The 12389-nt window shown below is 70.8% G+C and carries 11 protein-coding genes; 8 read left to right on the top strand and 3 right to left on the bottom strand.

What is annotated here, in order from left to right; translation table 11 throughout:
* Nucleotides 1-35: 35 nt before the first annotated feature.
* A complete protein-coding gene (gene valS, locus IEY82_RS17500; protein ID WP_372459729.1) occupies nt 36-2576 on the top strand; it encodes a valine--tRNA ligase in 2541 nt (846 codons plus the stop codon).
* Nucleotides 2577-2612: 36 nt separating this feature from the next.
* On the opposite strand, the gene IEY82_RS17495 is transcribed toward valS, so the two are convergent.
* On the bottom strand, nt 2613-4793 hold the full coding sequence (locus IEY82_RS17495) for a DUF6351 family protein (protein WP_189125192.1): 2181 nt from the start codon (nt 4791-4793) through the stop codon (nt 2613-2615).
* A gap of 91 nt (nt 4794-4884) precedes the next feature.
* Between IEY82_RS17495 and IEY82_RS17490 the strand changes: the two genes are divergently transcribed.
* From IEY82_RS17490 to IEY82_RS17465, 6 genes are read left to right on the top strand one after another with little or no spacing between them, the layout of a single operon-like run.
* Nucleotides 4885-6048 (top strand): AI-2E family transporter, encoded by a 1164-nt coding sequence (locus tag IEY82_RS17490; protein WP_189125191.1) that lies wholly within the window; start codon nt 4885-4887, stop codon nt 6046-6048.
* Nucleotides 6049-6059: 11 nt separating this feature from the next.
* Nucleotides 6060-6614 (top strand): PaaI family thioesterase, encoded by a 555-nt coding sequence (locus IEY82_RS17485; RefSeq protein ID WP_189125190.1) that lies wholly within the window; start codon nt 6060-6062, stop codon nt 6612-6614.
* Entirely contained in the window at nt 6611-7084 is a 474-nt protein-coding gene (dut, locus tag IEY82_RS17480; protein ID WP_189125189.1) for a dUTP diphosphatase, read from the top strand. Before IEY82_RS17485 ends, dut begins: the two co-directional genes overlap by 4 nt.
* A 58-nt stretch (nt 7085-7142) precedes the next feature.
* Nucleotides 7143-7736, top strand: a complete 594-nt coding sequence (locus tag IEY82_RS17475; RefSeq protein WP_225263292.1) for a DUF3710 domain-containing protein — start codon at nt 7143-7145, stop codon at nt 7734-7736.
* Between the two features lie 27 nt (nt 7737-7763).
* Nucleotides 7764-8150: an OB-fold nucleic acid binding domain-containing protein gene (locus IEY82_RS17470; RefSeq protein ID WP_189125188.1), complete on the top strand. Its 387-nt coding sequence runs from the start codon at nt 7764-7766 to the stop codon at nt 8148-8150.
* 4 nt (nt 8151-8154) lie between these two features.
* Entirely contained in the window at nt 8155-8826 is a 672-nt protein-coding gene (locus IEY82_RS17465; protein WP_189125187.1) for a DUF3159 domain-containing protein, read from the top strand.
* A 16-nt stretch (nt 8827-8842) separates the two neighbouring features.
* Here the strand turns inward: IEY82_RS17465 and IEY82_RS17460 are convergent, their stop codons facing one another.
* Together IEY82_RS17460 and IEY82_RS17455 are read right to left on the bottom strand one after the other, a co-directional pair.
* The gene (locus tag IEY82_RS17460; protein WP_189125186.1) at nt 8843-9502 is read right to left on the bottom strand and encodes a potassium channel family protein; all 660 of its coding nucleotides are present in this window, start codon (nt 9500-9502) and stop codon (nt 8843-8845) included.
* Nucleotides 9502-10167 (bottom strand): potassium channel family protein, encoded by a 666-nt coding sequence (locus tag IEY82_RS17455; protein WP_189125185.1) that lies wholly within the window; start codon nt 10165-10167, stop codon nt 9502-9504. Before IEY82_RS17455 ends, IEY82_RS17460 begins: the two co-directional genes overlap by 1 nt.
* 103 nt (nt 10168-10270) lie before the next feature.
* Here IEY82_RS17455 and IEY82_RS17450 point away from each other — a divergent pair, with 103 nt between their 5' ends.
* Complete coding sequence (locus IEY82_RS17450; RefSeq protein WP_189125184.1) at nt 10271-12313, top strand: APC family permease; 2043 nt, start codon at nt 10271-10273, stop codon at nt 12311-12313.
* Nucleotides 12314-12389 lie beyond the last annotated feature (76 nt).

The following is a 12389-nucleotide window of genomic DNA, read 5'->3' as shown; positions in this document are numbered from 1 at the left end:
CGGGCCTGGCCCGTGAAGCCGTACCATAAGGAGGCATGACTCAACAGCGACCACGCCATGCGCCTATGCCCGAGAAACCCACTCTCGATGGCTTGGAGCAGGTATGGGTAGGCCGCTGGGAGAGCGAGGGCACCTACCGGTTCGACCGGTCCAGGGCGCGCGAGGAGATCTACTCGATCGACACCCCGCCCCCCACCGTCTCCGGCTCCCTGCACGTGGGTCACGTCTTCTCCTTCACCCACACCGACATCATGGCCCGCCACCAGCGGATGCTGGGCAAGTCGGTGTTCTACCCGATCGGCTGGGACGACAACGGCCTGCCCACCGAGCGGCGCGTGCAGAACGTCTACGGCGTGCGCTGTGATCCCTCGCTGCCCTACGACCCCGGGTTCGTACCGCCAGACAAGCCCGGCAAACGTGAGATCTCCATCTCGCGGCGCAACTTCGTGGAGCTGTGCCACAAGCTGACGGCCATCGACGAGCAGGCGTTCGAGGCCGTGTGGCGGCGGGTCGGCCTGTCGGTCGACTGGTCGCTGCTCTACACCACGATCAGCGACGACTCGCGCCGGGTCTCGCAGCGGGCCTTCCTGCGCAACCTCGGCCGGGGTGAGGCCTACCTGGCCGAGGCGCCGACGCTGTGGGACGTCACCTACCGCACCGCCGTCGCCCAGGCCGAGCTCGAGGACCGCGAGTGGCCGGGAGCGTTCCACCGGATCTCGTTCTACGGCCAGAACGGCCCGGTCTGGATCGAGACCACCCGGCCCGAGCTGATCCCGGCCTGCGTGGCCCTGGTCGCCCATCCCGACGACGAGCGCTACCGGCCGCTGTTCGGCACGTCGGTGCTCACGCCGCTGTTCGGCGTCGAGGTGCCCGTCCTGCCCCACCACCTGGCCGAGCCGGACAAGGGTTCGGGCATCGCCATGATCTGTACGTTCGGCGACATCACCGACGTGACCTGGTGGCGCGAGCTCGACCTGGAGACCCGGCCGATCATCGGCTGGGACGGCCGGCTGCTGCCCGAGCCGCCGGCGGGCGTCGACGAGGAGCCGTACAAAGAGCTGGCGGGCAAGACCGTCCACAGCGCCCGCGAGCGGATCGTGGAGCTGCTGCGCGAGTCCGGCGACCTCGACGGCGAGCCGCGGCCGGTCCAGCGCACGGTCAAGTTCTACGAGCGCGGCGACAAGCCGCTGGAGATCGTCACCACCCGGCAGTGGTACATCCGCAACGGCGGGCGCGACGCGGAGCTGCGCGAGCGGCTGCTGGAGCGGGGCCGCGAGCTGAGCTGGCACCCGCCGCACATGCGGGTGAGATACGACAACTGGGTCGGAGGGCTGGCGGGCGACTGGCTGATCTCCCGGCAGCGGTTCTTCGGCGTGCCCTTCCCGGTGTGGTACCCCCTCGACGAGACCGGCCGGCCGGTCTACGACCAGCCGATCACGCCGCCCGAGGAGCTGCTGCCGATCGACCCGTCCTCCGACACGCCACCCGGTTACACGGAGTCGCAGCGGGGGGTGCCCGGCGGGTTCATGGCCGATCCCGACGTGATGGACACCTGGGCCACCTCGTCGCTCACCCCGCAGATCGCGGGCCGCTGGGAGACCGACGACGACCTGTTCCGGCGGGTCTTCCCGGCCGACCTGCGCCCGCAGTCCCACGAGATCATCCGGACCTGGCTGTTCTCCACCGTGGTCAGGTCGCACCTGGAGTTCGGCGACGCCCCGTGGAGCGACGTCGCGATCTCGGGCTGGATCCTCGACCCCGACCGCAAGAAGATGTCCAAGTCCAAGGGCAACGTGGTCACCCCGATGGACCTGCTGGAGCGGCACGGCTCCGACGCGGTCCGCTACTGGGCGGCCAACGGCCGCTACGGCATCGACACCGCGTTCGACGCCGGTCAGCTCAAGATCGGCCGGCGGCTGGCGATCAAGATCCTCAACGCCTCCAAGTTCGTGCTCGGCCTGGGTGAGGGCTCGGGCCTGGGCGAGGGCGGCGAGGTCACCGAGGTCACCGAGCCGCTCGACCTGTCGATGCTGGCCGCCCTGGGCGACGTGGTCCGTGAGGCGACCGAGGCGTTCGCCGGCTACGAGCACACGCGGGCGCTGGAGGCCGTCGAACGGTTCTTCTGGTCGTTCTGCGACGACTACCTGGAGCTGGTCAAGGCGCGGGCCTACGAGTCCGGCGCCGGGGCGGCCTCGGCCCGCACCGCGCTGCGCCGGGCGCTCGACGTCCAGTTGCGGCTGTTCGCGCCGTTCCTGCCGTTCGTCACCGAGGAGGTGTGGTCGTGGTGGCGCGAGGGCAGCGTGCACCGCGCCCCCTGGCCGGCGGCCGAGCGCGGCGGAGGCGACCCGGCCGTGCTGGCCGTCGCCTCCGAGGTGCTCGGGCGGGTGCGCAAGGCCAAGTCGGAGGCCAGGCTGTCGATGCGGGCCGAGGTCTCGCGCCTGACCGTCACCGGCCCCGAGATCGGGCTGGTCCGCCTCGCCCAGGACGACCTGTGCGGCGCGGGCAACGTCGAGGAGTTCGTCCTCCTCGACGGGCCCGAGTTCGCCGTCCAGGTGTCACTGGTCGAGGGTCAGTAGCCCCGAGGGGCACTGGTCGAGGGCGGTGGCCGAGGGTCAGTAGTCGCACACTCCCGTCGGGAAGATCGCCTCCAGGCGGCTCCGCTCGGCGGGGGTGGGCCGCCAGCCGCCGTAGAGCCCGCGCGCGATGGCGCGGGCGACCGGCTGCAGCCGGCACGCGTAGACCCCGCCCTCGATGGGCCCGCCCGCGACGATGCGCGAGGTCGAGTAGAGCGGGAACCTCTCCGTGCAGGCGCCGGCGGCGCGCCGGTTCAGGATGCCGTCCCAGACGCGCGGGCCGGCCGCGATCTGGCTGCCGTCGGTGGCGAAGCAGCGGTCCACCGCGTCAGCGGGCCGGTTGCCCGCCACCCCGCGTCGCGGGTGCTTCCGGATGTTCGCCATCCAGGTGTCGATCACCCGCAGCGCCTCGGGCGTCTGGTCGAACCGGGGACCGTCCGGGCGGGCGTCGGTGAACCAGATGACCTGGTTGGCGGCGTCGCCGTCGTGGTTCAGCATCCGCTTGCGCGAGGCGAACGACTGGTGCGAGTTGTGCATGTCGAGCTCGTCCTCCAGGTAGTGGCGCCAGTCGATGACCGGGATGTCGATGTCGCCGCGGAACACCAGCCCGCTGCGCTCGACGTTCCTGATCGCCACCCGGTCCCCGGTGCGGCGCGGCGCCGGGTCGCCCAGGCGCATGTTGCGCGAGCTCCACGGGTCGAACTCGGCCGGGCAGAGCGAGGGCGTGAACGGGCAGCCCTCCTGGACCATGTCCCGCGCCTCCTTCCACGAGCCCGCCTGGGCGTTGAGGTCGAGGAACTCACCGGCCGTGACGGTGCCGTCGACCAGTGCCTTCAGCCCGTACTGCACGCCGACGTTGTCCCAGGTGGAGCGGGCGTAGCCGTCGGGGCCGACGCCGTAGACGTCGCGCAGGTCGTCCCAGTGCGTCCACTGGACCGTGTTCTTGACGCCCGGCGGATCCATCTGCTGCCACTCGGGGGAGTTGTCGGAGGTCCACAGCGGGTTCATGGTCAGCGGGGTGAGCCCGCGCCAGCCCTCGACGCACTCGTCGGACCCGGCCCTGCCGGTGTAGGGGTTGGCCACGGTGTCGCTGGCGTTCATCCCGATGAGCGCGGTGCGTGAGTCCCAGTCCGCCCAGCGCGGGTTGCGGTCCATGTGGCGTTCGAGCAGCTCGCAGTCGCCCACGTGGATGGTCTGGGTGACCATGTCCGGATACGAATACTGCGGGATGGCGGCGTCGATCACCCGGTCGCCGTGGTTCTGGCCGTAGATGTACTGCTGGATCGCGCCGCCGGAGGCGCCCAGGCCCACCGTGTAGAGGGGCGGGCCGTGCCGCTCGACGAACCTCTCCTTCACCATGAGCGCCGTCTCGCCGCCCAGGATCAGGTTGTAGTGGGTCGAGGTGCGGGTGCCCGACGAGTGCAGGATCGCGTAGCCCTTGCCCAGCCCGTACGGGTCGAGCGCGCCGCCGCCCAGCGTGCCCTGGTCGTGGCCGATCGCCACGCCGCCGTCGAAGCGGTAGATCGCCCGGCCGTTCCAGCCGCCCTCGATCATCGCGATCGAGTAGAGGAACCGGTTGATCACGCCGCGCTCGCGCGTCACCACGAAGTCCACCACGCGCCCGTCGAGCAGCGTGGTGGTCGTCATGTCGGCCGGCCGCTCGGCGGGCATCGGCTTGAAGGCGCCGTCGGCCGCCCGGTAGATCCGGTCGGTCACCGTGGGCGCGAAGCAGTCCCTGCTCCAGCCGTCCGGCACCCGCATGCCCTGCCCGTCCTGGTTGTCGGCCACCGGCCGGCCGAGCCCGGCGCGCTCGGTCTTGCACACGAACGGGTACTGGTGCGGCCCCGAGAAGATCGGTCCCGAGATCGGGTGGTCACGCACCCTCAGCTCCTCCCGGTGCGGCCCGGCCACGGCGCTGATCGTGTTGTCGCCGGTCCGCAGCCCGCTCACCAGGCCGGTGAGCGAGCGCCCTGCGGGATCGGCCCGGAACACGGAGGTGACGTCCTCGCCGTTGCGCAGCACCCGCACCGGGCCGCCGCGGGCCGATCGCACCCTGACCAACGCGTCACCGCCGCTGACCTGGTCGGCGCGGCTGGAGAGCACCTCCAGCGCGAGCCCGCCGCCCGAGGCGGGCCCGGCCGCCGCGGCGGCCGGCGCAGCCGGGAGGCCGGTGAGGAACGGGGTCAGAAGCACGCTGAGAAGCGCGGACACAGCCTTCATGGGCACGACGGTGACACGGCTCGGTGACCTTGCCCAGGCCCGATCTTTTAACCATGCGCGTACCGGCCCGCGACGTGCCAGTCTGGAGGGCGTGACCGCCGACCGCCCCACCTCGCTCGTGCCACCCGTGCTGGCCAAGATGGCCACCTGGGCGGCCTGCCTGATCCTCGTCGGCGTGGTCGTCTACTTCTTCGCCCTCGGCATCGGGCGGCTCAGCTTCGTCGCGCTGCCCGTGGCCGTCGCCCTGCTGCTGACCGCGCTGCTGTTCCCGCTGACCAACAGGCTGCGCAAGACCGGCATGCGGCCCATCTACGCCACCTGGATCACCATGCTGGTCGCCCTCACCGTGCTGGTGGGCACCGGGTGGCTGGTCGGCGCGCGGGCCACCGAGGAGTTCCCCAACCTGGTCCAGCAGGTTCAGGCGACCGCCCGCGACGTCCAGGAGTGGCTGATCACCGGTCCGCTGCACCTCCAGCAGGCGCAGATCACCGGCTATGTCGACGAAGTCGCCAAGATGGTCAACACCCAGCGCACCGCCATCACCGGCACCGTGCTGACCGCCGGGGCCGTCGCCTTCGAGGTGCTCGCGTCCATCGTGCTGCTGCTGTTCGTCACGTTCTTCCTGCTCAAGGACGGCGACCGGATCTGGTCGTGGTTCCTGCGCGGGTTCGGCGCGATGTCGCCGCGGGTCGACCGGGCCGGCCGGGCCGCGTGGACCACGCTCTCCCACTACGTGCAGGGCACCGTGGCCGTGGCCGCCGTGCACGGCGTCATCATGGGCATCGTGCTGGCCGGCATGGGGGTGCCGCTCTGGGCGCCGCTGGCCGTGCTGATCTTCTTCGCCAGCTTCATCCCGATCGTCGGCATCTTCTTCGCCGGCACCATCGCCACGCTCGTCACGCTCGGCGCCAACGGCCCCGTCTACGCGCTGGTCTTCGTCGGCATCCTGGTCGTCGAGCAGCAGCTCGAGAACCACGTGCTGCAGCCGCTGATCGTGGGCAGGGCGCTCAACTTCCACCCGCTGGCCATCATCCTCGTGCTGGCCGTCGGCGGCATCCTCGGCGGCATCGCCGGAGCGGTCGTGGCCGTGCCGGTCGCGGCGGTGATCTACCGGGCGCTGCCCGAGCTGCGGCACGCCCCGCCGGCCCTGCCTCCGGCCCAGTCCGCCGAGCCGGAGCCCGGCCCCGAGCCCGGCCGGCCGCCCGCGCTGCCCGTCCTACCAGGTCGCGACCCACGTCCGGCCGACACCGAGTAACCTCGTCATCCGTGACTCGTTCTCCCGTGACCACCCCGCCTTCGGGCACCGAACCTCCGAAGCCGCATCCCGACGCACCGGCGCCGGGCAGCGCGCTCGGCACCCACTACAGCGGCTGCTTCGGCTGTGGCGTCGACCACCCGACCGGCCTGCACATCTCGGCGTTCACGCCCGACGGGCTCAGCGTCGAGGCGGAGTTCGTGGTGGGGGAGCCCCATCAGGGGGCGCCGCTGCTCGCGCACGGCGGAGTGCTGGCCACGGCGATGGACGAGGTCATCGGGATGTCCGTGTGGTTGTTCCGCAAGCCCTACGTCACCGGCCGCCTGGAGACCGACTTCCTTCTCCCCGTTCCCGTCGGCACGACACTCCACCTGCGTGCCTGGTGCAACGGCATCTCGGGCCGGAAGGCGTACCTTGAGGCTGAGGGGCGCATCGGCGCCCCCGACGGCCCGGTCGCCGTCCGGGCGGCGGCGCTCTTCATCGAGGTCGAGATGGAGCACTTCGCCCGCCACGGCGACGCCGAGGCCATCACCGCCGAGCACCACGACTTCGAGGTGAATCCTTGACCGGCAGCCCGTCCGTGGATCCGCCCGCCGAGGGCACGACGGAGGTCCTCCTCCACCGGCTCGACGCCGAGCTGCCCGTGCCCTCCTACGCCCATCCGGGCGACGCGGGCGCCGACCTCTACTCGGCCGAGGACGTCGAGTTGTCGCCGGGCGAGCGGGCCGTGGTCGGCACGGGGATCGCGATCGCGCTGCCCGAGGGCTACGCCGCGTTCGTGCATCCGCGCTCGGGGCTGGCGGCCCGGCACGGCGTCACCATGGTCAACGCTCCCGGCACCGTCGACGCGGGCTACCGGGGCGAGATCAAGGTGACGTTGATCAACACTGATGCCAAGGAGCCGTTCCGCCTTCGCCGCGGCGACCGTGTCGCGCAGCTCGTGCTGCAGCGTGTGGAGCGGGCCGCCTTCCGCGAGGTGGGAGACCTGCCCCGCTCGGCGCGCGGCGCCGGCGGTTTCGGTTCAACAGGACGTTAATCCAGGGAGTGTGAGACCAGTGTTCCGACGTCGCCGTCGTGAGCAGCCGGACCCAGTCGTGGCGGAGACCTCCGCCCCCATGCGCGCCTCCGGCCCGTGGGACGCCGACGAGCCCCACCCCGAGCATGACCGCATCGATCTCGGCGGCCTCCGGCTGCCGCACAATCCCGACTTCGACGTACGGCTGGCCTCGATGGGAGACCAGCACATCGGCGTCGTCGCGCTGTACGAGGACAGCTCGCTCCAGCTGCAGGCGCTGGCCGCGCCCCGGTCCATGAGCCTGTGGGACGAGGTCAAGACCAAGATCCTGCAGCAGTCTCCGTCGCTGGAGGAGCGGCAGGGGCCGTTCGGCGTCGAGCTGTCCGGCGAGATCGCCTCCGAGGGCACCACCCGCCCGGCCCGCTACCTCGGCATCGACGGCCCGCGCTGGTTCCTGCTGGCCGTGATCTACGGCAAGGCCGCCATGGACGAGGAGGTCGCCGCGCCGTTCGTCGACTTCGTCAGGGACGTCGTGGTCGTGCGCGGCGCCGAGCCGATGGCCCGCGAGGAGCCGATCACCCTGCGCAGGCCCAGCGACCAGACGGCCGAGGCCACCGAGGGGCCGGGCCTCAACCCGTTCAAACGCGGGCCCGAGATCAGCGAGATTCGCTGACCGTCCCATCGCATAGGCTGAGTCATCATGAGTACGGCACCGCCCCCCCGACGCGGGGGCCTGCGCGGGTTCTTCAGCCGCCTGGCCTCGCCTCAGTCCGAGATCGAGGCTCAGGAGCTGCGCAAAGACGCCGAGCAGACCGGCGCGACACCGATCGCCGCGTGTGGCGGACGCCGTCGGTTCTGCGTGGCCGGTACGCTACGTACCGTCACCCTGCGTCCACGGGGCGGAGCCCCGTCCCTGGAGGCCGAGCTCTACGACGGGTCGGACGTGATCGATCTGGTCTGGCTCGGCCGTCGTAAGATCGCGGGGATCGAGCCCGGCCGCATCGTCAAGGCCGAGGGCCTGGTCAGCGTGCAGGACGGGCGCAAAGTGATGTTCAATCCGCGATACGAACTGCGCCCAGGGAGTTGATCAGGTGAGTGCCGAGGCGGAAGACGTCGCCCACGACACCGTGGAGGCCGCGGTCCGAGCCCAGCTCGGCAAGGCGTTCGGCGGTGTGCGCGGCATCATCGAGGCCGCGGTGCCCACGGTCGCGTTCACGGTGTCCTGGATCGCCACCGAAGAGCTGAAGCTGTCGCTCATCATCAGCATCGCGCTGTCGGTGCTCCTGCTCGTGGTCAGGGTGGTGCAGCGGTCGACGCCGCAGTTCGTGATCAACAGCCTGATCGGCATCGCGATCGGCGCGTTCTTCGCCAGCCGCACCGGCGACGCCAAGGACTACTTCCTGCCCGGCATTCTGTACAACGGCGCCTACTCGATCGCCATGCTCGTCTCGATCGTGGCCCGCTGGCCGCTGGTCGGGTTCCTGATCGGCTCGGTCACCGGTGATCCCACCGGGTGGCACAAGGATCCGGGCATCGTCCGGCTGTGCACCAAGCTGACCTGGCTGCTCATGCTCCCGTGCGTGGTCCGGGTGGCCGTGCAGCTGCCGGTCTACCTGTTCGGCGGCGGTGACGAGGCCGTGGCCGCGCTGGGCCTGGCCAAGATCGCGATGGGCTGGCCGCTGCAGGTGGCGGCGCTGGCCGCCATGGTCTGGCTGCTCAGCAGGGGCCGCACCCCGATCAAACCGCCGGTCGCCCCGGCCTGACCACCGGGGCGCGGGGTCAGTGCTGGGAGAGCAGGTGCGCCAGCTCCTGCTCGACCTCCTGGCTGGCGACGAACAACAGCTCGTCGCCGGCCTCCAGCGGATCGTCGGCGCTGGGCACCAGCACGCGGCCCTCGCGCAGGATCGCCACCAGCGCGGAGTCGACCGGCCACGGCACCGAGCCGGCCCGCTGGCCCACCACGGGGGCGTCGTCGGCCAGGGTCAGCTCGACGAGGTTGGCCTGCCCCTGGCGGAACGTCATCAGCCGCACCAGGTCGCCGACGCTCACCGCCTCCTCGACCAGCGCGCTCAGCAGGCGCGGGGTCGAGACGGCCACGTCGACGCCCCACGACTCGTTGAACAGCCACTCGTTGTTGGGGTGGTTGATCCGGGCCACCACGCGCGGCACGCCGTACTCGGTCTTGGCCAGCAGCGACACGACCAGGTTGACCTTGTCGTCGCCGGTGGAGGCGACGACGACGTGACAGTCGTTGAGGCCCGCCTCGTCCAGCGAGGCGATCTCGCAGGCGTCGGCCAGCAGCCACTCGGCGCGCGGCACGGTGTCGATCTTGATGGCCTTGGGGTCGATGTCGATGAGCAGGACCTCGTGGCCGTTCTCCAGCAGCTCGGCGGCGATGGACCGGCCGACGGCGCCGGCGCCGGCGATGGCGACGCGCATCAGTGCTCCTCCTCGGGTGCGGCGGCGAGCACCTTGTTGATCCGGTCCATGTCGCTCTCGGCGGCGATGACGTGCAGGAGGTCGCCCTCCTGCACCACGGTGTTCTCGGTGATGACCAGCGCCTCGCCCATCCGGGTGAGGAACGCGCCGCGGCACCTGGCCTGGGCCTCCAGCACGTGCACCCGGGTGCCGATCCAGGAGGGGTGCACGGTGACCTCGGCCAGGACCACCGTGCCGGTCGGGTCGCGCCAGAGCGGCTCGGCGCCCTCGGGCAGGATGCGGCGCAGGATCTGGTCGGCGGTCCAGCGCACGGTCGCCACCGTGGGGATGCCCAGCCGCTGGTAGACCTCGGCGCGGCGGGGGTCGTAGATGCGGGCGACCACGTTGTCGACGCCGAACGTCTCGCGCGCCACCCGGGCGGAGATGATGTTGGAGTTGTCGCCGCTGGAGACCGCGACGTAGGCGGTCGCGGACTCGATGCCCGCCTCGGTGAGCACGTCGCGGTCGAAGCCCACCCCGGTGACCCGTCGACCGCGGAAGCCGGCGCGCAGGCGGCGGAACGCCTGGGGGTCGCGATCGATGATCGCGATGGAATGGCCGTTGTCCTCGAGGATGTGCGCCAGAGTCGAGCCGACCCGGCCACATCCCATGATCACTATATGCATTCTCCCCCGCAATTCGCGGTCGGCCGGTTGCTCGACACCAGTATGGCGCGGTCCGGGAGCGTACTGGCTGTGGCACCGGAAGATGGGACTAGCATCTCGTTACGTGGCGAAGGGAACGGATCTCTTTAAACGCGTCCTGGTGGGACGCGCGCTGCGCAGCGGCCAACTGCACGAGCAGCTGTTGCCCAAACGGCTCGCCCTGCCGGTGTTCGCCAGCGACGCGCTGTCCTCCGTCGCGTACGCGCCGCAGGAGATCCTCGTCATCCTGTCGCTGGCCGGAGTCTCGTTCTACGCCTACAGCCCGTGGGTCGCGATGGCCGTCGTGGTGGTGATGATCACGGTCGTCGCCTCCTACCGGCAGAACGTCCACGCCTATCCCAGCGGCGGCGGCGACTACGAGGTGGCCACCACCAACCTGGGCAAGAACGCCGGGCTCACCGTGGCCAGCGCGCTCATGGTCGACTACGTGCTGACCGTCGCGGTGTCGGTGGCCAACGGCGTCGACTACGTGGGCGCGACCATCCCGTTCGTCGCCGAGCACAAACCCGCCGTCGCCATCGGCATCGTCATCCTGCTCACCGTGGTCAACCTGCGCGGGCTGCGCGAGTCGGGCGCCGCGTTCGCCGTGCCCACGTACGCGTTCATGTTCGCGGTGCTCGGGCTGATCGCCTGGGGCGGCTTCCGGGTGCTCGTCTTCGGCGACGAGCTGCGGGCGCCCAGCGCCGACTTCGGCATCGTGCCCGAGCAGACCGACCTGACGGCCTTCGCCGCCGCGTTCCTGATCCTGCGGGCCTTCTCCACCGGCTGCGCGGCGCTGACCGGTGTCGAGGCGATCAGCAACGGCGTGCCCGCCTTCCGCAAGCCCAAGAGCCGCAACGCCGCCACCACGCTGCTGCTGATGGGCCTGATCGCGATCACGATGTTCGGCGGCATCATCGCGCTGGGCCTGGCCTCGGGGGTCAAGATCGCCGATCCGGGCACGGTCGCCACCGACCTGCTCCGGCCCGACGGCACCCCGGTCGGCCCCGGCTACTACCAGCAGCCGATCATCTCGCAGGTGGCCGACGCGGTCTTCGGCGGCGGATCGGCGCTCTTCGTGATCATCTCGGCGGTCACCGCGCTCATCCTGTTCCTGGCCGCCAACACCGCCTTCAACGGGTTCCCCGTGCTCGGCTCGATCCTGGCCCAGGACCGTTATCTGCCGCGCCAGCTGCACACCCGCGGCGACCGGCTGGCCTTCTCCAACGGCATCGTCATCCTGGCACTCGGCGCCTGCCTGCTGCTGTGGGGCTTCGACGCCGACGTCACCCGCCTGCTCAACCTCTACATCGTCGGCGTCTTCGTCTCGTTCACGCTGAGCCAGACCGGCATGGTCATCCACTGGACCCGCCTGCTGAAGACCGAGGACGATCTGCAGGTCCGGCACCAGATGCACCGCTCCCGAGTGATCAACTTCTTCGGCGCCGTCATGACCGGGCTGGTGCTGGTGGTCGTGCTGCTCACCAAGTTCGTGGTCGGGGCCTGGATCGTGTGCATCGCGATGCCCCTGCTGTTCCTCATGATGAAGGCCATCAGGCGCCACTACGACAACGTGGCGGCCGAGTTGGAGATCACCGAGGAGTACGACGAGGCGACGCTGCCGGCGCGCAACCACGCCATCGTGCTCATCTCCCAGATCCACAAGCCGACCATGCGCGCGCTCGCCTACGCCCGTGCCACCCGCCCGTCCACCCTGGAGGCGGTCACCGTGGGCGTCGAGGGCAAGGAAGCACGGCAGTTGCAGGAGGACTGGGAGCGGATGGGCATCCCGGTGCCGCTCAAGATGCTCGACTCGCCGTACCGGGAGATCACCCAGCCCGTGCTCGACTACGTCAAGACGCTGCGCCGGCGCTCGCCCCGCGACGTGGTGACCGTCTTCATCCCCGAGTACGTGGTCGGCCACTGGTGGGAACACCTGCTGCACAACCAGAGCGCGCTCCGGCTGAAGGCGCGGCTGCTGTTCAAGCCGGGGGTGATGGTGACGAGCGTGCCGTGGCAGCTGCACTCGTCGGACCGGCTGCTGGGCCGTCCCGAGCCGGTCGCTCCGGGGTCGGCGCGCCGCCCGCCGAGGCGCAACGTCAAGGACGACCAGGCGCCGCCTCGCTGAGCCGCTGCCCGAACGCCTGACTGCGCGCACACCGTAGGTGATCCATTCCCGAAAGTGATCGGTAGGGGCAGGGCAT

This window comes from Nonomuraea cavernae (assembly GCF_014646355.1).
GTDB lineage: Bacteria > Actinomycetota > Actinomycetes > Streptosporangiales > Streptosporangiaceae > Nonomuraea > Nonomuraea cavernae.
Note: the sequence above shows the minus strand (reverse complement) of the source record. Positions and strands in the feature narration are given on the sequence as shown.